Annotated in this window: 23 protein-coding genes and 1 tRNA gene; 16 read left to right on the top strand and 8 right to left on the bottom strand. The window is 73.5% G+C overall.

Annotated features, from left to right (window positions below; translation table 11 throughout):
• Positions 1 to 31 precede the first annotated feature (31 nt).
• From CCE02nite_RS03985 to CCE02nite_RS03975, 3 genes are all read left to right on the top strand, one after another.
• A complete protein-coding gene (locus tag CCE02nite_RS03985) occupies positions 32 to 1,132 on the top strand; it encodes a DNA glycosylase AlkZ-like family protein (protein ID WP_141388371.1) in 1,101 nt (366 codons plus the stop codon).
• Positions 1,133 to 1,151: 19 nt separating this feature from the next.
• A complete protein-coding gene (locus CCE02nite_RS03980; RefSeq protein ID WP_141388369.1) occupies positions 1,152 to 1,715 on the top strand; it encodes a putative immunity protein in 564 nt (187 codons plus the stop codon).
• Positions 1,716 to 1,796: 81 nt separating this feature from the next.
• On the top strand, positions 1,797 to 2,576 hold the full coding sequence (locus CCE02nite_RS03975; RefSeq protein ID WP_141388367.1) for a DUF899 family protein: 780 nt from the start codon (positions 1,797 to 1,799) through the stop codon (positions 2,574 to 2,576).
• A gap of 20 nt (positions 2,577 to 2,596) precedes the next feature.
• On the opposite strand, the gene CCE02nite_RS03970 is transcribed toward CCE02nite_RS03975, so the two are convergent.
• Positions 2,597 to 3,817 carry a Fic family protein gene (locus CCE02nite_RS03970; RefSeq protein ID WP_255318619.1) on the bottom strand — a complete coding sequence of 407 codons (1,221 nt, stop codon included), beginning with the start codon at positions 3,815 to 3,817 and terminating at the stop codon, positions 2,597 to 2,599.
• Positions 3,818 to 3,954: 137 nt separating this feature from the next.
• On the opposite strand from CCE02nite_RS03970, the gene CCE02nite_RS03965 reads away from it, so the two are divergent.
• From CCE02nite_RS03965 to CCE02nite_RS03955, 3 genes are all read left to right on the top strand, one after another.
• The gene (locus CCE02nite_RS03965; protein WP_308463678.1) at positions 3,955 to 4,614 is read left to right on the top strand and encodes a GntR family transcriptional regulator; all 660 of its coding nucleotides are present in this window, start codon (positions 3,955 to 3,957) and stop codon (positions 4,612 to 4,614) included.
• A complete protein-coding gene (locus CCE02nite_RS03960) occupies positions 4,611 to 5,978 on the top strand; it encodes an MFS transporter (RefSeq protein ID WP_255318618.1) in 1,368 nt (455 codons plus the stop codon). The genes CCE02nite_RS03965 and CCE02nite_RS03960 overlap by 4 nt, the downstream gene beginning before the upstream one ends.
• A 69-nt stretch (positions 5,979 to 6,047) precedes the next feature.
• Positions 6,048 to 6,121: transfer RNA gene (locus tag CCE02nite_RS03955), tRNA-Pro, on the top strand.
• 194 nt (positions 6,122 to 6,315) lie between these two features.
• Here the strand turns inward: CCE02nite_RS03955 and CCE02nite_RS03950 are convergent.
• Positions 6,316 to 7,410, bottom strand: a complete 1,095-nt coding sequence (locus CCE02nite_RS03950; protein WP_141388363.1) for a type I restriction endonuclease — start codon at positions 7,408 to 7,410, stop codon at positions 6,316 to 6,318.
• Between the two features lie 404 nt (positions 7,411 to 7,814).
• Here CCE02nite_RS03950 and CCE02nite_RS03945 point away from each other — a divergent pair, with 404 nt between their 5' ends.
• The 4 genes from CCE02nite_RS03945 to CCE02nite_RS03930 all read left to right on the top strand — a co-directional run bounded on the left by CCE02nite_RS03945 (position 7,815) and on the right by CCE02nite_RS03930 (position 11,108).
• Positions 7,815 to 8,351 carry a group I intron-associated PD-(D/E)XK endonuclease gene (locus CCE02nite_RS03945; RefSeq protein WP_141388361.1) on the top strand — a complete coding sequence of 179 codons (537 nt, stop codon included), beginning with the start codon at positions 7,815 to 7,817 and terminating at the stop codon, positions 8,349 to 8,351.
• Positions 8,352 to 8,915: 564 nt separating this feature from the next.
• Positions 8,916 to 9,635, top strand: a complete 720-nt coding sequence (locus CCE02nite_RS03940; RefSeq protein ID WP_141388359.1) for an MSMEG_4193 family putative phosphomutase — start codon at positions 8,916 to 8,918, stop codon at positions 9,633 to 9,635.
• 55 nt (positions 9,636 to 9,690) lie between these two features.
• On the top strand, positions 9,691 to 10,239 hold the full coding sequence (locus CCE02nite_RS03935) for a DUF3090 domain-containing protein (RefSeq protein ID WP_141388357.1): 549 nt from the start codon (positions 9,691 to 9,693) through the stop codon (positions 10,237 to 10,239).
• Positions 10,240 to 10,340: 101 nt separating this feature from the next.
• Entirely contained in the window at positions 10,341 to 11,108 is a 768-nt protein-coding gene (locus tag CCE02nite_RS03930) for an SCO1664 family protein (RefSeq protein WP_218027022.1), read from the top strand.
• A gap of 43 nt (positions 11,109 to 11,151) precedes the next feature.
• On the opposite strand, the gene CCE02nite_RS20735 is transcribed toward CCE02nite_RS03930, so the two are convergent.
• Complete coding sequence (locus CCE02nite_RS20735) at positions 11,152 to 11,427, bottom strand: hypothetical protein (RefSeq protein WP_218027016.1); 276 nt, start codon at positions 11,425 to 11,427, stop codon at positions 11,152 to 11,154.
• 119 nt (positions 11,428 to 11,546) lie between these two features.
• Entirely contained in the window at positions 11,547 to 12,311 is a 765-nt protein-coding gene (locus CCE02nite_RS03920) for an SDR family oxidoreductase (RefSeq protein ID WP_141388355.1), read from the bottom strand.
• Positions 12,312 to 12,411: 100 nt separating this feature from the next.
• Between CCE02nite_RS03920 and CCE02nite_RS03915 the strand changes: the two genes are divergently transcribed.
• Positions 12,412 to 13,275 carry a helix-turn-helix transcriptional regulator gene (locus CCE02nite_RS03915; protein WP_141388353.1) on the top strand — a complete coding sequence of 288 codons (864 nt, stop codon included), beginning with the start codon at positions 12,412 to 12,414 and terminating at the stop codon, positions 13,273 to 13,275.
• 64 nt (positions 13,276 to 13,339) lie between these two features.
• Positions 13,340 to 13,909, top strand: coding sequence for a dihydrofolate reductase family protein (locus tag CCE02nite_RS03910; RefSeq protein ID WP_141388351.1), 570 nt, complete (start codon positions 13,340 to 13,342; stop codon positions 13,907 to 13,909).
• Between the two features lie 16 nt (positions 13,910 to 13,925).
• On the opposite strand, the gene CCE02nite_RS03905 is transcribed toward CCE02nite_RS03910, so the two are convergent.
• Positions 13,926 to 14,306 (bottom strand): VOC family protein, encoded by a 381-nt coding sequence (locus tag CCE02nite_RS03905; protein ID WP_141388349.1) that lies wholly within the window; start codon positions 14,304 to 14,306, stop codon positions 13,926 to 13,928.
• Positions 14,307 to 14,400: 94 nt separating this feature from the next.
• Between CCE02nite_RS03905 and CCE02nite_RS03900 the strand changes: the two genes are divergently transcribed.
• Positions 14,401 to 15,663, top strand: coding sequence for an AI-2E family transporter (locus CCE02nite_RS03900; RefSeq protein ID WP_141388347.1), 1,263 nt, complete (start codon positions 14,401 to 14,403; stop codon positions 15,661 to 15,663).
• A gap of 5 nt (positions 15,664 to 15,668) precedes the next feature.
• On the opposite strand, the gene CCE02nite_RS03895 is transcribed toward CCE02nite_RS03900, so the two are convergent.
• Entirely contained in the window at positions 15,669 to 16,727 is a 1,059-nt protein-coding gene (locus tag CCE02nite_RS03895) for a helix-turn-helix transcriptional regulator (RefSeq protein ID WP_141388345.1), read from the bottom strand.
• Between the two features lie 134 nt (positions 16,728 to 16,861).
• On the opposite strand from CCE02nite_RS03895, the gene CCE02nite_RS03890 reads away from it, so the two are divergent.
• The 3 genes from CCE02nite_RS03890 to CCE02nite_RS03880 all read left to right on the top strand — a co-directional run bounded on the left by CCE02nite_RS03890 (position 16,862) and on the right by CCE02nite_RS03880 (position 19,909).
• Positions 16,862 to 17,278 (top strand): VOC family protein, encoded by a 417-nt coding sequence (locus CCE02nite_RS03890; RefSeq protein WP_141388343.1) that lies wholly within the window; start codon positions 16,862 to 16,864, stop codon positions 17,276 to 17,278.
• 143 nt (positions 17,279 to 17,421) lie between these two features.
• Positions 17,422 to 18,903, top strand: a complete 1,482-nt coding sequence (locus CCE02nite_RS03885) for a trypsin-like serine peptidase (protein WP_141388341.1) — start codon at positions 17,422 to 17,424, stop codon at positions 18,901 to 18,903.
• Between the two features lie 4 nt (positions 18,904 to 18,907).
• On the top strand, positions 18,908 to 19,909 hold the full coding sequence (locus CCE02nite_RS03880; RefSeq protein ID WP_141388339.1) for an MvdC/MvdD family ATP grasp protein: 1,002 nt from the start codon (positions 18,908 to 18,910) through the stop codon (positions 19,907 to 19,909).
• Positions 19,910 to 19,915: 6 nt separating this feature from the next.
• Here the strand turns inward: CCE02nite_RS03880 and CCE02nite_RS03875 are convergent, their stop codons facing one another.
• Positions 19,916 to 20,644 (bottom strand): glycosyltransferase family 2 protein, encoded by a 729-nt coding sequence (locus tag CCE02nite_RS03875; RefSeq protein WP_141388337.1) that lies wholly within the window; start codon positions 20,642 to 20,644, stop codon positions 19,916 to 19,918.
• On the bottom strand, positions 20,641 to 21,243 hold the full coding sequence (locus CCE02nite_RS03870) for a DUF2238 domain-containing protein (protein WP_141388335.1): 603 nt from the start codon (positions 21,241 to 21,243) through the stop codon (positions 20,641 to 20,643). The genes CCE02nite_RS03875 and CCE02nite_RS03870 overlap by 4 nt, the downstream gene beginning before the upstream one ends.
• Positions 21,244 to 21,325: the final 82 nt, after the last annotated feature.

The raw sequence follows: 21,325 nt of genomic DNA, 5'->3' as shown, positions 1-21,325 counted from the left end.
GCGTGTCAGCGCTCGGCGCTAGCCTGCGGACGTGGCGATCACCTGGGCGCAGGCCCTCGCCTGGCGCGCGCGGCGGCACCTGCTCGACCCGGTCGGCGACGACCCGGTCGAGGGGGTCGTCGGGCGGCTGGGCGCCGTCCCCGCGGCCTCGGACGACGCGGCCGAGCTTGCGGTCCGCGTCCGACGACGTGCGTCCGTCGACGGAGAGATCGGGCGGGCGCTCGCGGACGGACGCCTGGTGCGCACCTATGCGTTCCGGGGCGCGACCCACCTCGTCGTGCCCGAGGACGGCGGGGCCTACCTGGCGCTGCGCCGGGCCGGTCGCATGTGGGAGCGCGCGAGCTGGCGCGAGTACTACCGGCTGGAGCCGGAGGACTGGCCGGACCTGCGCGCCGTCGTGCGCGACGCGCTGGCCGACGGCCCGCTCACCCGCGCCGAGCTGGGTGACGCGGTCGCCGCGCACGGCCGGTTCGCGCACCTGCGGCCGTCGTTCGGCGACGGCACGGACACGCTGCTCAAGCCGCTCACGTGGTTCGGCGACATGAGCTTCGCGCCGTCCGCAGGCGGCCGCACCACGTTCCAGCGCCTCGACGCCAACCCGCGCTGGGTCGACTGGCCCGACCTCGACGCCGCGGGTCGGCACGCGGTCCTCGCGTACGTCGGCACGTACGGCCCCGCGACGCCGGAGCACGTGCACTACTGGCTCGGACAGGGTCTGGGGGCGGGGCGCGCGCGGCTGGACCGGTGGGTGGGGGAGCTGCGCGGCGACGCGCTCGCCCAGGTCGACGTCGAGGGCGACGCGGCGCTCGTGCTCCGCGAGCACGTGGACGACCTCGCGGGTACGCGGCCCTCGCAGGCCGTGCGCCTGCTGCCGGCGTTCGACCAGTGGGTGCTCGGGCCCGGCACCGCGGACCCGCGCGTCGTGCCGCCGGCACGTCGTGGCGCGGTGAGCCGCGGTGCCGCCGTCGTCACCGTGGGTGGTGTCGTCGCGGGGACGTGGAGCCTCGTGGGCGAGGAGGTGCGCGTCACGTGGTTCGACGGTGGCCGTGGTCCGGGCGGGGCGCTGGCCGCGGAGGTGGAGCGGTTGGGTACCGTGCTCGGGCGGGACCTGCGTCCCGTGGTGAGCGAGTGAGCGGGTCCGAGGAGGGGGAATGGTGGCCATTGCGTCGGGAGCGGTCGAGCTGAGCACCGAGGACCTTCGGGCGGTCACCGGGTACGCGGCCGGGTGCGCGGAGCGAGCGCTGGAGATGTTCGAGGCGGTGCGGCCGGACGACGCTCGCCCCCGCGAGGCGGTCGACGCGGCATGGGCGTTCGCGCGGGGCGGCACGCGGGGCAAGGCGTTGCGCGACACCGCGTGGGCGGCGCTCCGGGCGGCGAAGGAGGCGGGCGATCCCGCCGCCGCCGAGGCCGCGCGGGCCGCGATGGCAGCGGCCGGCGCCGCGTACCTGCACCCGATCGCCGACGCCCACCAGGTGAAGCACGTCCTCGGGTCCGCGGCCCACGCGGCGCACGCCGCCCAGCTCGCCGGGGACGGGGACGAGGCCGCTGCCACGCGGGCCCTCGACGCCGCGCGTGCGCTCGCGACCCCCGAGGTCGTCGACGTGCTGCGCCGGTACCCGCCCGCGCCCGGCGGGGGCGGGCGCGTGGGCGAGCTGGTCCGCCGCCTCGACACCGGACTGCGGGAGGCGGCGCCCCAGGGAGAGCGGCAGCGATGAGTTTGCGGGGCACGGCCGGTCGGCGCAGGTGACCCGTCGGGCGGTGTGCGCCGTCCGACGTCCGACACCGCGGAGGACACCATGACGACCACACCCGACGGCCCCGTCACCCTGCCCGGACGGCCGCCCGTCGTCGACCTCGCCACGTGGCGGGCCGAGCGGGACGAGCTCCTCGTGCGCGAGAAGGCGCACACCCACGAGGGCGACGCGATCGCCGCGGCACGCCGCCGGCTGCCCATGGTCGAGATCGACGGGTCGGTCGAGGTCGTCGGACCGGACGGGCCGGTGCCGTTCGTCGACCTGTTCCAGGGGCGTGACGAGCTCGTGGTCTACCAGCACATGTGGCACGACGGCGCCCCGCACCAGGGGCAGTGCGAGGGTTGCACCTGGACGGCGTGGGGCCTCCGGGACGCCGTCTACCTCAACGCGCGCGGCGTCTCCCTCGCGATCGTCACCGTCGGGCGCTGGGAAGAGGTGGAACCCTTCGTCGACTTCATGGGCTACACCCAGCCCTGGTACTCCGTGCGCGGGCTGGACGAGCCGATCGGCGGCGAGATGGGCTACGTGACCTGCTTCCTGCGCGACGGCGACCGCGTGTTCCTCACGTACCGCACGACGGGTCGCGGCAACGAGCCCACCAGCCCGCACTTCGCCCTGCTCGACATGACGCCCTACGGGCGCCGCGAGGAGTGGGAGGACACCCCCGACGGCTGGCCCGAGGCCAAGGGCGTGTGCTGGTACTGGCGCGCGGACGCCGACGGCGTCGACGGCTGGGGGCCGACCACCCGCCCCGTGCCGCAGTGGACCCGGCCCGGTGCGACGCCGGTGGAGACGCTGGGCCGGACCGGGCACCACCACTGAGGCGTACGTGGAGGGTGCGCTCAGCGACGGCGGATCCCCTGACCGAAGACGTCGAGGACGGCGAGGATCCCGTCGTGCTGCCAGACGCGGTTGCGTCGGAGCCCGCTGCGCTCCCGGAGGACACCCGCGTCGCTGAGCTGGCTCAGCGCGCGCTGCGCGGTCACGTCGTGGAAACCCAGGTGGTCACGGAGGAACGCGGCATTGACCACCGGGTGCGCGACGAGATGCGGGACGACCTTCCACGCGGATGCCTGCGGGCGCAGGCGGGAGAGGCGGTCCCGCGCGTCGGCGACCTGTGCCGCGAGGTCGTCGACGAGCCGTGCGCCGGCGGACGCGGCGAACCTGCTCGCACGGGTGAGCTGCTCCACGATCGGCCAGGCGTTCCCGGCGCGGTAGGCGGTCAAGGCATCGAAGTAGGCCTCGGTGTCCACGAGCAGCCCGGCGGAGACGGGGGCGATCGTGTTCCGGGTGAGTCCCTTGGAACGGAGCATGGCGTGCACGAGAGCGCGTCCGGTGCGCCCGTTGCCGTCCGTGAACGGGTGGATCGTCTCGAGCTGGGCGTGCGCGACGGCCGTCTGGACCAGGACGGGGAGGTCCTCCCGGCGGACGAAGGCGACGAGGTCGGCCATGGCCGCGGGCACCAGTGCGGGCTGGGGCCCGACGTGCGTCGCTCCCCGCGGGCTGATGCTCGACGACCCGACCCAGACGAGAGTGCTCCGGTATCGGCCCGCGTGGAGCTCCCATCCGGGCTGCCCTTCGAGAAGCTCGCGGTGCATGGTGAGGATCGAGCTCTCGTCGAGCCTGTCGGCGAGGTCCAGCGCCGCCCGCATGGCGCGCACGTTCGCGACGACGGTGCGCGCGTTGGCGCTCGTCGTCTGGTCGATCTCGGCGAGCGCGAGCTGCTTGGCACCGACGGTCAGGTTCTCGATCTGGGACGAGGAGGCTGACTCGGTGCGCAGCAGGATCGACGCCATCGGACCGAGGGCAGGGTTCTCCGGACCGAGCGTCGCGCTCGCGTACGAGTCGAAGCGTGCGAGGGCTGCTGCTGCCTCCTCGGCATCGGCGGACTGCTGCGGAGAGAGGGCGGGAGCGTAGTCCGCGATGAGGACGGGGACGCTCGACTCGTACGGACCCGAGCCTGCGGCAACCTGCGCACGGGTCGAGAGCCCGTCGTTCTCGGCGACCCAGTGGTGGGCCTCGCGGGCGACAGGCGCGATCGAGAGCGCGTCTTGGGCTTCCACGGGCTCCACGTTACTAACAGTTTCGCTGAAAATGTAAGTAAGGGTGGTCCTGAAGTGTCGCTTGAAGGTTGGCGGGCGGATGTGGCGAGCGCCACGGGCGTACGGTGATACTCAGGTCGGAGTTGCGCACCAGATAGATGCATCATGTATCTATGCCTCGAACGACCAGCGGTTCTGCCACGGAGCAGGCGTATCGGCACGTGAAGTCCCTCGTCCTCGGTGGGAGTCTGCCCGGTGGCTCCATGACGAGCGAGGGCGAGATCGCCGAGCAGCTCGGTGTCAGCCGGACGCCGGTGCGCGAGGCGTTCCTGCGGCTGGAGGCCGAGGGGCTGCTGCGGCTGTACCCGAAGCGGGGCGCGCTCGTCGTGCCGGTCGCACCGGGGGAGGCGGACGACGTCCTCGACGCGCGCCTGCTCGTCGAGACCCACGCGGCGCAGAGCGTCGTGCGACTCCCCGACACCGAGCTCGCCACGCTCGTCGCGCTCCTGCGTGACCTCGTCACCGCGCAGGAGGCGGCGGTCGCCGACGGCGACGTCGCGGGGTACGCGACGCTCGATGCGCGCTTCCACCAGGAGATCGTCGCGGCGGGCGGCAACGCGCTGCTCACGACGTTCTCCGTGAGCCTGCGCGAGCGCCAGCAGCGCATGGTCGCGCACAGCGTCCGGTGGGACCCGCGCCGGGCCGCGACGTTCGTCGCCGGGCACCGCGCGCTCGTCGACGCGCTCGAGGTGCGCGACACCCGCACCTACAAGCGCCGCATCCAGCGCCACCTCGAGGACGCGAGGGCGGGTCTGTGAGCGCGACGACCTCCGCCTCGGTGGAGTCCGATGGCACCGCCGCGTCCGGGGCCGGGGCGCGGGCCGCCGTCGGGCCCCGGGCGTGGCTCGCCGTCGCGGCGGTCATGTTCGCGGTCGCCTGGGGCGGCAACGAGTTCACGCCGCTGCTCGTCATGTACCGGGAGGTCGGGCACTTCTCCGCGGTGACGGTCGACGCGCTGCTCGCCGCGTACGTGCTCGGCATCGTTCCGGCGCTCCTGCTCGGCGGGCCGCTGTCCGACCGATACGGGCGCCGCCCGCTGCTGCTGCCCGCCGCTCCCGTCGCGCTCGTCGGGTCGCTCGTGCTCGCGGCGGGGGAGTCGTCCGCCGCGCTGCTCGCCACGGGACGCGTGCTGTGCGGGGTCGCGCTCGGGCTCGTCATGGCCGTCGGCACCACGTGGGTCAAGGAGCTCAGCGACGCGGCGGCCAGCGCGTCCGGCGAGTCCGACGGCGGCTCGGGCGCCCGGCGCGCGGGCCTCGCCCTCACGCTGGGCTTCCTCGTCGGGGCGGGCGTCGCGGCGGTGCTCGCGCAGTGGGCGCCCTGGCCCACGCACACCGCTTACCTGCTGCACGCCGTGCTGGCGGTTGCCGCCGGGGTGTGGGTGCTGGGCGTGCCGGAGACGCGGGTCGTGCCCGACGGCGGGGCCCGGGGCCGGCTGCGCGACGACCTGCGCGTGCCGGCGGTCGCCCACCGGCGGTTCCTGCGCGTCGTCGTGCCCGTGGCGCCGTGGGTGTTCGGGTGCGCCGGCAGCGCCTACGCCGTGCTGCCCGGCCTCGTGTCCGCCAGCGCGGGCAGCGCGCCCATCGCGTTCTCCGGGCTCATGACCGTGCTCGGCCTCGGCTGCGGGGTCGGCATCCAGGTGCTCGGCCGCCTCATCGACACCCGGCACAGCGCGCGGGCGTCCGTCGTCGCGATGTCCATCGTCGTCGTCGGCATGGGCTTCGGCGCCTACGCGTCGGCGCGGCTCGACCTGCCGACCGCCCTCGTCGCGGCCATGGTGCTCGGCGCCGGGTACGGTCTCGCGCTCGTCGCCGGGCTCAGCGAGGTCCAGCGCATCGCGACGCCCGACGACCTCGCCGGTCTCACGGCCGTGTACTACTCGCTCACGTACGTCGGGTTCTGCGTGCCTGTGGCGCTCGCGGCGCTGTCCGTGCGGTGGACGTACGCGCAGATGTTCCTCGGCGGGCTGGTCATCGCCGCCGTGTGCCTGGCGATCGTCGCGAGCGCGTGGCGCGCACACCTGCCGGCGAGGGAGGGGGACGCCGCTCCGGACGCCTCGGACGAGACCCGGGCCACAGCTGCGACCGGGGCAAACGGTGCGCTGGAGCCTTCGCGGATGGGGTAGAGTATCCGAGGCTTCACGGGGCCAGGACACGCGGTGTTACATCGAGTGTTACGCCTGGTGATCCAGCCACGGGCTGTGGCGCAGCTTGGTAGCGCACCTGACTGGGGGTCAGGGGGTCGCAGGTTCAAATCCTGTCAGCCCGACAGTGTGATGTCGCAGGACATCAAAATGGCCGGACCTACGTTTTCGTAGGTCCGGCCATCGTCGTTTGCGGGCCTGGTCGGCTCTTGGGAGGGCGTGTGCCGGTTCTTCCGCGGCGGTCTCAAGGGGTCGTGGTCTCACGAGGAGCTTGCCGATGAGCTCTCGTGTACCGGCACCCGTGTGGCGCGCGGTCCTGTCAGAGGTAGTTGTGGACGGACTTGCGGATGTGCTCGGCGTGCTCGTAGATCTCGTCGAGCGTCGTGATGGCGTGCCGGGTCTCCACCTTGTTCTCGTCGAAGAGACCGAGGTACTTCTGCCCGGTATTGAAGTGCAGCCGGGCGATCGGCTTGCGGTTGTTGTCGTCGAGCAGAACCCCCATGTAGCTCTTCGTGTCGCGATGGACGATCCGCGTCGGCGAGACTTCGCTGCACGCGATGGCGCGCACAATCTGGTATCCCTCGACCTCTTCGAGGGTGGTCTCGATCCCGCGTTCGTCGGTGTGCTTCGCCTCGGTGACGCTCTCCTCCGCGGCCTCGGCGCCAGTCAATGGCGAGGTCGCCGTGTCCGGGTAGGCCTGGCCACCGAGGGCGGCCTTGAGCCGGTCGTTGACCTGATCGGCCAGGAACTGTTTCATCGCCTTCGCCACCAGGACGCGGAACTGCTCCTTGACCTTCTGGGTGAATGCCCCGTCGTAGACCCGGTTGGTCAGCGCCTTGATCCACTCGTCGTCCGGCTCACGGAACTGGGCGGCCAGGGCGCGCTTGAGCGCGCCGATGTACTTGAGCTCCTCCGCGGCGGACACGACCGAGTCGAGGTCGAACGCATCCTTGGTCAGCTTCTGGACCTCGGGGATCAGGGTCTCGTCGAGATCGAGGAGGTCGAGCTGCAGGAACGGCTTCTCGTCCATGCGGTTCGGCCTGTCGAGGTCGGTGAAGAAGTGGAAGTGCTGCCCGTTGGTGAGGATGGCGATGCGCGCGTTCGTCGTGGCGAAGTAGCGGAAGAGCTGCGAGGCGTGGTTCAGGCTCAAGGGCGAGCCCACCGTCTTGGCCTCGATCAGCATCTGCAGCTCGCCATCCTTGACGATGGCGTAGTCGATCTTCTCGCCCTTCTTCGTCCCGACGTCGGCGGTGAACTCGGGGATCACCTCGTTCGGGTTGAAGACGTCGTATCCCAGGACGAGTGAGATGAAGGGCATGACGAACGCGTTCTTCGTCGCCTCTTCCGTCTGGATCGTCGCCTTCTGCTGTCGGACCTTCGTCGCCAATGACGACAGTCGTTCACCGATCTCCACCGTGCACCCCTTTGCGTTCCGCCGTGGTTTTGCGCGGAGCCTAGCCCGTGACTACCACGTGGGCTAGAGCTGACGGGCTCGGAATGCGGGTGAACATGTGTCGGTCCAGCACCCGCGGTCTCTTCCGTGGTCTTCAGAGCAGCGGTCCTCGCGTGAGTGGGCTACGTGTCGGTGGATCTACCTAGGCTTGTTACGTGACGCGAGGGCGGACATACACAGACACTCAGCTCGTCGGCGCCGTTCGTGCCTCAACCTCGTGGCGTGGGGTCCTGCGTGAGCTAGGTATGGCCTCGACGTCGGCGGCGGCGATGAGGTCCGTTCGATCCCATGCCGATTGCCTTGGCGTAGACCACAGTCACTTCGTCGGACAGCGACGGTGGAGCGAGGACGGGCTTCGTGCCGCGGTGCTCTCGGCAGAATCCTGGTCGGAGGTCATCGAGACCCTAGGGCTGCAGGCGGCCACAGACGTCGCCCTGGTCAAGGGGCATGCCGCTCGACTGGGTCTGGACATCGCGCACCTGATGGACTCGGCGCCCGCTCCGCTGCCGAACGGTTTCCGCCCCGACAGTTCCCAGCTCGGTCGCGCAGGATCGTTGTTGGCCGCTGCGTGGTTCACGTTGTGTGGTCTTGCCGTCTCGTGGCCCCTCGAGCCATGCCGCTACGACCTGCTCGTCGGAACGGATGGGGGCTTCAGGCGAGTGCAGGTAAAGACGACGACGGTACGGGTGGGTGCGACATGGAAGGTCTATCTCTCGAAGACTGACCGCGGTCGCAGGACCTACGACCCGGACGAGATCGATGACTTCTTCGTCATCGCCGCTGATAGCTCGTCCTATCTCATCCCCGCTGTCGCCGTCGGAGGGCTGCACGCGATCCATCTCAGCGCTTACGAGCCGTATCGGGTCGAGCAGATGCGTGCAGAGCCGGACATCGAGAAGTGACGAGGCGGGCGGGACGAACCGCTCCTGATTCCGACCACATCGCTGGTCCTGAGGGCTACGCTCGCCATGCCGGCGACGACCGAGTGTGCGAAGGCGACGCGGCGCCCGACGCGGTCGACCGCCCGGCGACGCGCGCCGCTGTTCGGGCCAACGTTCATGCTCATCGGCGTCGGGCTCACCGTCCCCGCCTTTGACCCGTTCTGGGCGATGCTCCGCGCCGTCGTCAAGCTGGCGGTCTACGGTCTAGCGCGGGGGGACCCGGTATGGGGGCGCCGCTGCAGGCAGGGGCGATGGCTCGTCGTCGAGGGCGTCGCGGTGGCCGTCGCCCTCCTCGGTCAGGCGTGGGCCGGGCTGGTCGTCGGGGCCGTGCTGCTCGCCCGGGCCGCAGGGGACGCGCACCACCTGCACACGGGCCGCTTTGTCGCCGCGTCCCCTGGCAACTTTCTGCTGCGCGCGCGACGCCGTGCTCGGAGTGAACGTCGTCGTGCTGGCACTCGCAGCCTGAACCCACGCGTCGCCGGGACGCCGTCCGCGCGGGACGGAGGGCGCCCCTAGGCTCAGGGCATGCCGACTTTCCTCCTCGTCCGTCATGGCCGCACCACCGCGAATGCTGGTGGCATCCTCGCCGGACGAGCGGACGGGGTAGCGCTGGATGCCGTCGGGCGGGATCAGGCGGCCCGCGCCGCCGCGCGTGTCGCGGGCGTCCGGCTCGCGCGCGTCGTGACGAGCCCGCTGGAGCGGTGCCGACAGACCGCGCAAGCCCTGCTCGACCGCCAGACGGCCACGCCGGAGTCCGTCACCGAGCAGGGCATCACGGAGTGCGACTACGGGCAGTGGCAGGGGCGCGCGCTCAAGGATCTCGCCCGGGAGCCGCTCTGGTCCGTCGTGCAGACGCAGCCGTCGGCAGCCGTCTTCCCGGGCGGCGAGTCGCTGGCTGCGATGCAGGCACGGAGCGTCGAGGCGGTTCGGCGCCACGACGCCGAGGTCGCGACCCGCCACGGTGCCGATGCGGTGTGGGCCGCCGTCTCGCACGGGGACGTGATCAAGTCCGTCCTCGCGGACGCGCTGGGGGTGCACCTGGACCTGTTCCAACGCATCGTCGTGGGCCCGGCGTCGATCTCGATCGTCCGGTACGGCCCGCACCGCCCGGAGGTCATCGCCGTCAACACCGACGCGGGCGACCTCTCGTGGCTGCGCACGGCGCCGCCGGTCGGGGACGCGCCCGTCGGGGGCGGCGCGGGACCGGCGAAGCCCGACGACCCGACCGATCCGCAGCCGTCCTGACGTCCGACCCGCGACCACACGACACGGCGAGCGCGAGCGCTCGTAGAGTGAGGACATGCCCACTCTCGTCCACGAGCACGACTGGCCCGACCGCGTCGTCGTGGGAACCGTCGGCATGCCCGGCTCCCGCACGTTCTACCTGCAGGCCCGCACGGGCAACCGGACGACGAGCGTCGCCCTCGAGAAGGAGCAGTCGGCCGTCCTCGCCGACACGATCCAGCGCCTGCTCGACGAGCTGATGGAGGCGCCCGACAACCGCTACAGCGTCCCTGTGGACGTGGCGGCCGAGCTCGTCGACGACGACCCGCTGGACCTCCCCGTCGAGGAGGAGTTCCGCACAGGGTCGATGCGGCTGAGCTGGGACCCCCGCACGGCGCAGGTGGTCGTCGAGGCCTTCCCGGTCGTGGACGACGACGAGCTGGACCCCGACGCGGACGAGCCCGAGCCCGCGGAGTCGTTCCTCATCCGGATGCCCGTCGGGACGGCGCGCGCCTTCGCCCAGCGCACGCGCGCCGTCGTGCAGGCGGGCCGCCCGATCTGCACCCGGTGCGGCCGGCCGATCGACCCCGACGGGCACGAGTGCGTGCCGCCCGACGAGGCGTGACGACCCCGCACGACGACGTCGACGCGGCGCCGTCGGAGCGCGCCCTGCCGAACGGAACCCCGCGCGACGCGACCCCGACCGACACCACGCCGCCCGACACCGTGCCGCTCGACGTCGTCGGCCGCATCCGCGTCGCGTCCAACGCGACGTTCCTCGCCCGGATCGGCGACGTCTCGGTCGTCTACAAGCCGGTGGCGGGGGAGAAGCCGCTGTGGGACTTCCCGGACGGCACGCTGGCGGGTCGGGAGGTGGCCGCGTACCTCGTCTCGGAGGCGCTGGGCTGGGGGATCGTGCCGCGCACGTGGCTGCGCGACGGGCCGCTCGGTCCCGGCATGGTGCAGCTCTGGCAGGAGGTGGACCCGGCGCAGTCGCCGGTCGACGTCGTGCCCACGGACGAGGTCCCGCGGGACGGCGTGCGGACGGTGCTGGAGGGTGTCGACGAGGACGACCGCCCGGTGAGCGTGATCCACGAGGACTCGCCCGCGCTGCGCCGCATGGCGGTGTTCGACGCCGTCGTGAACAACGCCGACCGCAAGGGCGGGCACGTGCTGCCGCTCCCCGACGGGCACCGCCACGGCGTCGACCACGGCGTCACGTTCCACGTCGAGCCCAAGCTCCGGACGGTGCTGTGGGGCTGGCTGGGCGAGAGCCTCGACGACGACGAGCTCGCCGGCGTCGAGCGTGTGCGCGGGGGTCTCGGCACTGCCACCAGCACTGCCACTGACGGCGCTCTCGGCCGCCGGCTGGCCGGACTCCTCGCCCCCGGGGAGATCACGGCCCTGGCCGAGCGCTGCGACCGGCTGCTGGGCACCGCACGTTTCCCCGCGCCGGAGGGCGACATGCCCGCCGTCCCCTGGCCGCTCTTCTGAGACTGGTGCGGCGCGGGTCGCCGTGCCTGGTCGTGGCAGCCGGTCACCGGCGGGGTAGCAGGGCGACCGCGACCGCACCCCCCGCGAGCGCGGTGAGCGCCGCGAACCCGAACCCGGTCTCGATCCCGGTCGTCGTGCCGTCGGCGATCCCGGCGGCCGCGACGCTCGAGATGACGGCCGCGCCGAGCGCCGCGCCGAACTCGTGGAACGTGCTGACGATGCCGGACGCGATGCCGGCCTCGTGGGGCGCGACGCGACCGAGCGCCGTGGCCGACGCGACGACGAAGAGCGCGCCGATCCCGGCGGCGGCGACCGCCATGCCGACGACGGCGGCGGGGACGCCGTGGGCGATGCTCCGTCGCCGTGATCGTCCTCTCCCTCGCGGGGTGAGCTCGCGTGAGCCGCCGTCGACAGGCGATCGCCACGGCGGGACGGCCGTCAGCTCCCGTGCGGGTCGCGGGCGTTGAGCGTCGCCACGACGTCGTCGTAGTCGCCGCGAGCCTCGCCGAACCGCAGGAACTTCACGCGCTCGACGAGGATCTCCGTCGCGTCCTGCTGCGTGCGCAGCAGGTCGACGACCTCGGCGACGAACGCGTCGAGCGGCATGGCGAACGCGCTCTCGCGCTGGCCGGGCATGAGGTCGGTCGCGACGGACGGCGGTACGAGCTCGACGACGTCGACGCTCGTGTCCGCGAGCTGGAGGCGCAGCGCCTCGCTGAGCATGTGGATCGCGGCCTTGGACGCGTCGTACGTCGGGGTGACCGCGAGCGGCGCGAACGCCAGCCCGGACGACACAGTGACGATGGTCGCGTGCGGTCGGGTCTGCAGGTGCTCGACGAAGGCGCCGATGAGCCGGATCGGCCCCAGCACGTTGGTCGTGACGATCTGCTCGGCCGTGTCGAGGAAGCCCTCGGGGTGGTGCCAGTCCTCGGCGCGCATGATGCCGGCCATCGTGACGAGCGTGTCCAGGTCGGGGTGGCGGTCGAGCACCTCCTTGGCGGCCGACGCGATGCTCTCGGGGTCGGTCGTGTCGATGCGTACGGTGTCGAGGCCGGGGTGGTCGGCGGCGATCTGCTCCAGCAGCTCGGTGCGGCGTCCGCCGACGACCACGGTGCTGCCCTGCTCGTGGAGCGCCACCGCGAGGGCCAGCCCGATGCCGCTCGTCGCGCCGGGGATGAAGACGGTGCTGTTCGTGAGGTCCATGCCTCGATCCTGGGCGCACGACGGCGGGTGCGGCAGAGTCCGGTCATCGGGGGACCGGCGATCCCTGGCACGGGCGCGTCGCACCCCGGACGATGGGCACATGGACCGTGCCGCGCTCGCCGACTTCCTCCGCCGTCGCCGGGAGGCGCTGCAGCCGGGTGACGTGGGCCTCCCGGCCGGGCTGCGCCGTCGGGCACCGGGCCTGCGCCGCGAGGAGGTGGCGCAGCTCGCGCTGATGTCCACGGACTACTACACGCGCCTGGAGCAGCAGCGCGGGCCGCAGCCGAGCACGCAGATGCTCGCGTCGATCGCGCGGGCGCTGCGCCTGTCCGACGACGAGCGGGACTACCTCTACCGGGTCGCCGGGCACGGCGTGCCCGACCGGGCGACCGACCCGGGGCACGTGGCGCCCGCGCTGCAGCGCGTGCTCGACCGCCTCGGCGACACCCCGGCCCTGATCCTCAACCCGCTGGGGGAGACGCTCGCGCAGAACGACCTGGCCCGTGCGCTCTACGGCGACGCGACGGTGTACTCGGGCTGGGACCGCAGCGAGATCTACCGGTGGTTCGCCCACCCCGGGACGGCGCGCGCGATCTATCCCGCGGACGACCGGGACCGGCAGGGGCGGGCGCTCGTGGCGAGCCTGCGCTCCGCCGTCGCGGTGCTGGGCCCGTCGTCGCGCGCGGGCGAGCTGGTGCGGGTCCTGCGGCGCACGAGCCCGGAGTTCGCGGCGCTGTGGGAGCGGCAGGAGGTCGCGCGTCGGTTCGTGGACCACAAGACGCTCGTGCACCCGGTGGTGGGGGAGATCGAGGTGGACTGCCAGGCGCTCGCCACCGAGGACCAGCTCCAGGTGCTCCTCGTGCTCACGGCGGCACCGGGCACGGAGGCGGAGGAGAGGATCCGGCTGCTCGGCGTCGTCGGGACGCAGGACCTCGTGAGCGGTGGTGCCACGGGGCGCCGATGAGAAAGCGGGTCGGCGGTGGTCTGAGTCTGGTCCGGGCAATCGCGTATCAAGGGAGATCGACGAGATGAGACCGCTGCGCTACTCGATCAACGTCACGCTCGACGGCTGCTGCCACCACGAGGCCGGGCTCCCTCCGGACGAGGAGTCGATGCGCTACTGGACGGCCGAGATGGAGCGCGCCGACGCGCTCCTGTTCGGTCGGGTGACGTACCAGATGATGGAGTCGGCGTGGCGCAGGCCCGCCTCGGGCGTGTGGCCCGACTGGATGGACGAGTGGGAGGTTCCCTTCGCCGAGGCCATCGACCGCGCCAAGAAGTACGTCGTGTCGAGCACGTTGAGCGAGGTCGACTGGAACGCCGAGCTGGTGCGGGGCGACCTCGGGGAGGCGGTGCGCCGGCTCAAGGACGAGCCGGGCGCGGGCCTGTGGGTCGGGGGCGTGACGCTGCCCCTCGCGTTGGCCGATCTCGGCCTGATCGACGAGTACGAGCTCGTGGTGCAGCCGGTGCTCGCCGGGCACGGGCCGACGTTGCTCGCCGGCCTGCGCGAGCGCATCCCGCTCGAGCTGGTGGACCGCACCCCGTTCCGGTCGGGAGCGCTCGCCGTGCGGTACCGGCCCGTGCGCGCCACGGCGTGAGCCGAGAGCCCGTAGGTCAGGGGGCGAGGCGCCGGCGCAGCAGGCAGAACTCGTTCCCCTCGGGGTCGGCGAGCACGTGCCACGGCTCGTCGCCCGTCTGCCCGACGTCGGCGGGCCGCGCCCCGAGGGCGAGGAGCCGCTCGAGCTCGGCGTCCTGGTCGCGGTCGGTGGGGTTGACGTCGATGTGCAGCGGGAGCTTGTCCGCCCGCGGGTCCGTGCTCGGGCTGAGGATCAGGGTGGGCTGGAGACCGCCGAACCCGACGTCGGGCGGGCCGATCTCGATCGAGCCGTCGCCCTCCCGGTCGAGCTCGACGTAGCCGAGGACGTCGCACCAGAACCGGGCGAGCAGCTCCGGGTCGGCGCAGTCGAGGACCAGCTCGCTGATGCGGGATGCCATGCGACGCACTCTACGGAGCCCGCGGTGCCGGCACCCGGCGGGTGAGTCGCGATCGTGAAAGCCTGACCGTCACGTGCGGCGAGAGGGAGTCGGGATGGGGCTGGGCAGACGGCGGTCGGCTACGCGGACGGGCGAGCCCGCCGAGGCGGTGGACGGGGGCGCCGTCGCGCCGCGCGACGAGACGGACCGCGACACCCCGGCGGGCGATCCCGGCCCGCCCGAGGCCCGCACCTCCGACGCGCCGTCGCACCCGACGGGCGTCTCCGCGCTGTGGTCGGACGGCGTCGGCCGCGCGGGTACGCGCTCGGTGCAGGTGCTCGCGATCGTCGCTCTCGTCGCCGTCGCGGTGTTCGCGATCACGCGGCTCACGCTCATCGTCATCCCGGTGCTCATCGCGCTCGTCCTCGCGGCGGCGATCTCGCCGCTCGTGAGCCTGCTGCGGCGCAAGGGCGTGCCGTCGTTCCTCGCGACCGTCATCGCGCTGCTCACGCTCGTAGTCGTGCTCGGGGTGGTCGTGTGGCTCGTCGCGGCGGCCGTCGTCGACCAGTGGCCCGAGCTGCGCGACCAGGCCGTCGAGGGCTTCGACGAGCTCCAGGCGTACGTGCAGAACCTGCCGTTCCAGATCACCGAGGACCAGATCGCCTCCGTGCGCGACTCGCTCGTCGGGCTGCTGCAGTCCGACGCCGTCGGCGCCGGGGCGCTCGCGGGTGCCTCGCAGACGGTCGACTTCGTCGCTGGGTTCTTCGTGATGGTGGTCGTCCTGTTCTTCTTCCTCAAGGACGGGCCGGCGATCTGGGAGTTCCTGCTGCGCCCGTTCGAGGGCGCCCGGTACGCGCGGGGGCAGCGGATCGGCGAGACGACGGTCCGCACGCTCGGCGGCTACGTCCGCGGGACGGCGATCGTCGCGGCCGTCGACGCCGTCGCGATCGGCATCGGTCTCGCGATCGTCGGGGTGCCGCTCGTCATCCCGCTCTCGGTGCTCGTGTTCCTGCTCGCGTTCATCCCGCTCGTCGGGGCGACGCTCGCGGGCATCCTGTGCGCGCTCGTCGCGCTCGTGGCCGTCGGTCCCGTCGAGGCACTCATCGTGGTCGCGATCGTCATCGCCGTGAACCAGCTCGAGGGCGACCTGCTCCAGCCCGTCGTCATGGGTCGCACGCTGCGGCTGCACCCGCTCGTGATCCTCGTCGCGCTGACCGCGGGCACCGTGCTCGCGGGCCTCACCGGCGCCGTGCTCGCCGTCCCGATCGCGGCCTCGATCTGGCGCGCGATCCAGGTGTGGGACGGCCCCGACCTCCCCGCGCGGTTCGCCCGGCAGAAGCGGCACGAGACGGTCGACGGGGCGCCCGCGTCGTCGTAGCCGCGCTACGGCTGCCCCCCGGTCGCCTGCCGTCCCAGCCGTCCGGCGACAGTCGCGCACGCCGCGACGAGCTCGGCCGGACCCGCTGCGAGCACATCCGCGTCGAACGCGGCGACCCGCGCGGCGAGCGCGACCCAGGACCACGAGCCCAGCGCGACCCGGCAGCGGTCGGGGGCCAGCACCTCGACCGTGCCGTCCTCGACGAACGGGACGACCGCCGACGCCGGGGCGGCGAGCTCGACCCACCCGCGGCACGGCCACCCCGCCTCTCCTGCCGTCGGCGCAAACCCAGAGGACGGTGTCGCCCCGGCGAAGCGGGCCGCGACGAACGCGCCCACGTCGCCACCGGGGAGCTCACGGGGCGCGAACCCCGGCCCCGTCGGTACGCGGGGCGTGATGCGGTCGAGGCGGAACGTGCGCCAGTCGTCGCGGTCGAGGTCCCACGCGACGAGGTACCAGCGCCCGTCGCGCACGACGACGTGGTGCGGCTCCACGCGTCGCGGCGCCGTCGCGGCACGGCCCGGGCCGGGGCTCGCGCCGTCCGGGGTCTCGGCACCGGTGGGCGCGACGGGCGCCGCGTAGTCGAGGCGCAGCACCTCGCGCCGTTGCACCGCGGTGCTCACGGCGAGCAGGACGTCCAGGTCGACCGACGGCGCCGGTCGCCCGGGGTGCGCGGGGACCGGGGCCACGTCGACGGCGTCGACACGGTGGCGCAGCCGCGCGGGCAGCACCTGGCGCACGGTCGCGAGCGCCCGCACGGCCGCCTCCTCGATCGCGTCTCCCGGCCCGCTCGCGGCGACGGTGCGCAGCGCGACGGTCAGCGCGACGACCTGCTCGTCGTCGAACAGCAGGGGCGGGAGCTCGGCGCCCGCGTCGAGGCGGTAGCCGCCGTCTCGTCCGCGCGTCGCGACGACGCGGTAGCCGAGGTCGCGCAGGCGCTCGACGTCGCGGCGCACCGTGCGCGGGTCGACGCCGAGCCGCCGGGCGAGCTCGGGGCCGGTGCGGTCGGGGCGTGCCTGGAGGAGCGACAGCAGCAGGAGGGTCCGGCGCGACGTCTCGGTCATGCGCCCATGCTCGCGCACGATGCGGACACTCCTCGCCCTGATGGGCCGAGAAGGTGGTGGCACGAGCCCGGGCGACGTCCGGGAGCGACGGGCGCCGCGGCCGCGGGCCCGACGACCGACCCGGAGGAGACGCCATGCCCGTCCAGACCACCCCCCACCTGAACTTTCGCGGCGACGCCCGCGCCGCGCTCGAGCACTACCACGCGGTGTTCGGCGGCGACCTCGTCCTCACCACGTACGGCGACCTGGGCCAGGCGCCGGACCCGGCCGAGGCCGACCTCGTCGTCTGGGGCCAGGTCAGCGCGCCGAGCGGCTTCCGCGTCATGGCGTACGACGTCCCGGCGGGACGACCCTGGAGCCCCGGCGAGGCGCCGTTCTTCGTCTCGGTGCGCGGTGACGACGTCGAGGAGGTCCGCGGCTACTGGGACGCGCTCGTCGACGGCGCGACCGTCGTCGCGCCGCTCGCGTCGTCCGGCTGGGCTCCCCTGTACGGGATGCTCACCGACCGGTTCGGCGTGACCTGGGTGCTCGACGTCGCGGCGAGCCGCTGACCCGGGGCCGGGCCCACCCCCGTCGCGGGGCGGGCCCGGCCGCGCGCGCCGGCGTGTGGTGCGGTTCTGCGCGCCGTTCCCGTCCGGGTCCACGTTCGCCCCCCTCCCTCCAGGTGCAGGGGACCGAACCGAGGGGGGACCCCATGGCTGGAACCAGGAAGTCGGCACCCAAGAAGCCGAGCCGGCGCGAGGTGCCAGAGACGCCGGACACCGTCGACGCGCTCTACCCGCCGCTGCCCGAGCGGATACCGCTCACGCTCGAGTCCATCGCGGGCGACGAGCCCACCTACGCCGAGATGCTCGAGTCCATCTGCGGCGCCACCGACGACTCCCAGCCCGTCGAGCAGTACGACGGCACGCTGGGCGTCACCCAGGCGTACGTGAACGCCCACCAGAAGCAGGCCGTGCAGGTGCAGTGGAACACCGGGCTCGGCGGCGTCTTCACCAACCCGGGCAACGTCGACGGCGTCCGCTGGGGCAGCGGCACGCTCATCGCCCCGGACCTCGTGCTCACGTGCGGGCACCTGTTCGACCAGAGCGCGGACGGCTGGGTCCTGCCGCGCCAGAACGGCTCGATGCAGGTCGTCACGCCGCAGCAGATCGCGACGAGCATGCACGTCAACGTGCTCTACCAGGTGGACGCGAGCGGCGTGCTGCGGACCGAGGTGAGCTTCCCGATCGTCGCTCTCGTCGAGTACCGCCTCGGCGGGCTGGACATGGCGGTCGTGCGCGTGGGCGGGAACCCGGGGAACACCTACGGGTTCACGGCCGTCGCGACAGCGAACCCCGCCGTGGGGGACATGCTCGCGATCATCGGCCACCCCGCAGGGATGCCGAAGCGGATCGAGGCCGGTCCGGCGACGGTCGTCACGACCGACCAGGTCCGGTACGACGACATCGACACGCTCGGCGGCAACTCCGGGTCGGGGATCCTCGGGCCCGCGGGCGAGCTCGTCGGCGTGCACACCAACGGCGGCTGCAACGCGGCGGGCACCGGGTCCAACTTCGGCACCGCGATCGCGGGCATCCGGGCCGTGTCGCCCACGCTCCAGGCGCTGCCGCACGGCGCGCGCACCGCGACCGCCGACGACGGGTTCACGTCCCTCGCGCAGGACGTCATCGCGACCGTCAAGGCGGCCGACCAGGTCGGCACGCTCCGCGCCGCCGACACCGCACGGGCCGTGGACGTGCTCACGATCCGGCAGGCCGACTCCCACACGGTCGCCGACCAGATCGGGACGTCGTTCCTCCGGGACCAGGGCGGGACCCCGCGGGCGCTGGACTCGATCTTCCAGGCCGACACGCGGTTCGCCGCCGACAACCCGGTCGCGACCGGGTTCGCGGGCGACGTCGGCACCGGACCGGGCGACACGCTCCAGGAGGGGATCCTGGACATCGACGACCTGTTCGACCCGGTGGTGAACCCCGCGATCGGGCGGCTCGTCCAGGCGGGCGCGCTCGCGGGCGCACGGCCCTTCGTCCAGGGCGCCGAGTCCCTCGTGGACGACGAGGTCGAGGGCGAGGCCGTCGACGTCGTCGGCGCGCTGGTCGAGGCCGTCGCCGACGCGCGCGCCACCCTCGAGGCCGTCGAGGCGGCCCTCGTCCAGCTCCAGGCCGGGCAGTGACCCGATGATCGGCATCGTGTCGCACGCGGACGACCTCCACACCACGGAGGTCGTCCGCCACCTGGACGCGCTCGGCGCTCCCCACGTGCTCCTCGACACCGGCCACGCCCCGCGCTCGGTGTCGCTCACCTCGACGCAGGACGCGGCCGGGTGGCGGGCCGACTGGGTCGACACGAGCGCCGCGGGCGTGAGCGCCGTGGACGCCACGCAGCTGCGGGCCGTGTGGTGGCGGCGCCCGCAGCCGTTCTCCCTGCACGACGACGTCCGCTCGCCCCAGGACCGCGGCTTCGCCCACGGGGAGATCGCGGCCGCGGTGTCCGGGCTGTGGTCGTGCCTCGGCGCCACCTGGGTCAACGACCCGGACCGCGACGAGGCCGGCTCGCGCAAGATGTGGCAGCTCCAGGTGGCCGCGCGGCTCGGGCTGCGCGTGCCCCGCACGTGCATGACCAACGACCCCGCACGAGCCCGCGACTTCCTGCGTCGCGAGCCGGGCCCGGTCATCTTCAAGCCCTTCAGCGGCACGCCCGCGACGTGGCGCGAGACCCGCCCGGTGCGCGAGGCGGACCTCGACCTCCTCGAGAGCGTGCGGTACGCGCCGGTCATCTTCCAGGAGGCCGTCGCGGGGTCCGACGTGCGCGTGACGATCGTCGGCACGCAGCTCTTCGCGGCCGAGCTGCGGACCGAGGAGTCCGGGTACGCCTACGACTTCCGGGTCGACACCCACCACTGCCCGACGACGGTCCACGACCTCCCCGAGCACGTCGCCGCCGCGCTCCTGCGGCTCATGGAAGTGCTCGGGCTCTGGTACGGGGCGGTCGACCTGCGTCGCACCCCCGAGGGGGACTACGTGTTCCTCGAGATCAACCCGGCCGGTCAGTGGCTGTTCGTCGAGTACGCGACCGGGCAGCCGATCGCCGGGGCGCTCGCGGGCCTCCTCGCACGGCTCGACCGCGAGGACGGCGTGGGGGCTTCGCGCCGGCGCGCGTGGCGGAACAGCGCCGCGTGACCGGGCTCAGCGCCAGCGGTCGCGCCACCGTTCCCACGGGGGCGCGGCCGACCAGTTGACGCGCAGCGTGCGCCATGCACGGTCGAGACGGCGCCGCCGTTGGCGCCGTCCCCGGAGCGACCGCGCCGAGACGCCGACGCGCCACGACCGGACGAGGGCGGTGCGCCGCCGTGGCCCGAGGCGGAAGGAGAGGTCCAGGTCGTCGTGCACCTCCGGGTCGTCGCGGACGACGTTGTCGCGGACCGCGGTCCAGGCCGTGCGGCGCAGCGCCATGCACGAACCCCAGAGCGCGGTGTGGCCGAGCGCGAGGTGGCACAGGACGTAGTACGCCCCGAGATAGGCGACCGCGACGGCCGTGCGCGCGCCGCGCGGCAGGTCGTCGAATGTCCCGGTGCCGGTCATGGCGTCGAGGAGGGGGTCGTCGGCCATGCGGTCCACGACCCGCTGCACCCACGCTGCGTCCGGGCGGGAGTCGGCGTCGAGGCGGGCGATGACGTCGCCTCGGGCCGCGTCGTACCCGGTGGCGGCCGCCGCGGGGATGCCCACGCGCTCCTCGCGCACCACGACCGCGCCCCAGCGGCTCGCGACGAGCGCCGAGTCGTCGCTCGAGGCGTTGTCGACGACCACGACCTCGAGCGGCGCGATCGTCTGCCGGGCCAGCAGGGCGAGGCACTCGTCGAGGGCCTCGGCGTCGTCGCGGACCGGGACGACGACGGAGACCGTGGGGCGGGTCACGGCGTCGCTCCGCGCCGGAGGGTCCCGGGCAGGAGGAGTCCCACGACGACGGCGCCGAGCAGCCCGGCGGCGAGGTCGGTCACGGTGTCGCCGTAGCCGACGCCGATGCGGTCGTCGAGGTACGTGTACCCGGCCCACTCGCCGAGCTCCCACAGGACCGCGAGCACCGCGCCCAGGCCGGAGACGACGACGAGGGTGCCCGCGCGGGCGCGTCCGGGACGCAGCGTGCCCGGGTCGGCGAGCAGGCCCGTGCGCAGGAGCGCGACGTACGCGACGGCGGCGACGAGGCCCGTGCAGGCGGCGTGGACGGGCAGGTCGAGCCATGGCACGGCGCGGTACCACTCGAGCTGCGCGGCCCAGGCCGACGCGAGGAGCGTGCCCCCGTACGCGACGTCCAGGGGAGCGGCGACTCCGAGCGCACGCGGCACCATCGTGCCGCCCAGGACGAGCAGGAAGAGCGCCACCGCGACGCCGTCGAGCCCCACGGCGACCACGAGGCTCGCCGCGGCCGCGGCGCGCACCACGTCGCCGGGGACGAACGCGGCGTGCGCGGGGACCGCGCTCGTGGGGGCCGCCCCGGGGGCGGAGGTGCCGGGCATCGACGACTCCTCGGAGGGTGGTGCGGGCGGGGTCACAGCCTCTCCCCGGAGCGGGTCGCTCGCACGCCCGCCGACCACCTCA

This window comes from Cellulosimicrobium cellulans, assembly GCF_006539945.1.
In the GTDB taxonomy this organism is placed as follows: domain Bacteria; phylum Actinomycetota; class Actinomycetes; order Actinomycetales; family Cellulomonadaceae; genus Cellulosimicrobium; species Cellulosimicrobium cellulans.
The sequence above is the reverse complement of the archived record's forward strand: the minus strand, read 5'-3'. Positions and strand labels throughout refer to the sequence as shown.

Bases quoted from the DNA above. Each gene is read 5' to 3' on its own strand.
- CCE02nite_RS03910 (WP_141388351.1), top strand. From the start codon at position 13,340: ATGAGACCGCTGCGCTACTCGATCAACGTCACGCTCGACGGCTGCTGC.
- CCE02nite_RS03965 (WP_308463678.1), top strand. From the start codon at position 3,955: ATGCATCATGTATCTATGCCTCGAACGACCAGCGGTTCTGCCACGGAG.
- CCE02nite_RS03940 (WP_141388359.1), top strand. From the start codon at position 8,916: ATGCCGACTTTCCTCCTCGTCCGTCATGGCCGCACCACCGCGAATGCT.
- CCE02nite_RS03905 (WP_141388349.1), bottom strand. From the start codon at position 14,306: ATGGCATCCCGCATCAGCGAGCTGGTCCTCGACTGCGCCGACCCGGAG.
- CCE02nite_RS03870 (WP_141388335.1), bottom strand. From the start codon at position 21,243: ATGCCCGGCACCTCCGCCCCCGGGGCGGCCCCCACGAGCGCGGTCCCC.
- CCE02nite_RS03880 (WP_141388339.1), top strand. From the start codon at position 18,908: ATGATCGGCATCGTGTCGCACGCGGACGACCTCCACACCACGGAGGTC.
- CCE02nite_RS03975 (WP_141388367.1), top strand. From the start codon at position 1,797: ATGACGACCACACCCGACGGCCCCGTCACCCTGCCCGGACGGCCGCCC.
- CCE02nite_RS03920 (WP_141388355.1), bottom strand. From the start codon at position 12,311: ATGGACCTCACGAACAGCACCGTCTTCATCCCCGGCGCGACGAGCGGC.
- CCE02nite_RS03885 (WP_141388341.1), top strand. From the start codon at position 17,422: ATGGCTGGAACCAGGAAGTCGGCACCCAAGAAGCCGAGCCGGCGCGAG.
- CCE02nite_RS03935 (WP_141388357.1), top strand. From the start codon at position 9,691: ATGCCCACTCTCGTCCACGAGCACGACTGGCCCGACCGCGTCGTCGTG.
- CCE02nite_RS03915 (WP_141388353.1), top strand. From the start codon at position 12,412: ATGGACCGTGCCGCGCTCGCCGACTTCCTCCGCCGTCGCCGGGAGGCG.
- CCE02nite_RS03900 (WP_141388347.1), top strand. From the start codon at position 14,401: ATGGGGCTGGGCAGACGGCGGTCGGCTACGCGGACGGGCGAGCCCGCC.
- CCE02nite_RS03980 (WP_141388369.1), top strand. From the start codon at position 1,152: ATGGTGGCCATTGCGTCGGGAGCGGTCGAGCTGAGCACCGAGGACCTT.
- CCE02nite_RS03895 (WP_141388345.1), bottom strand. From the start codon at position 16,727: ATGACCGAGACGTCGCGCCGGACCCTCCTGCTGCTGTCGCTCCTCCAG.
- CCE02nite_RS20735 (WP_218027016.1), bottom strand. From the start codon at position 11,427: ATGGCGGTCGCCGCCGCCGGGATCGGCGCGCTCTTCGTCGTCGCGTCG.
- CCE02nite_RS03890 (WP_141388343.1), top strand. From the start codon at position 16,862: ATGCCCGTCCAGACCACCCCCCACCTGAACTTTCGCGGCGACGCCCGC.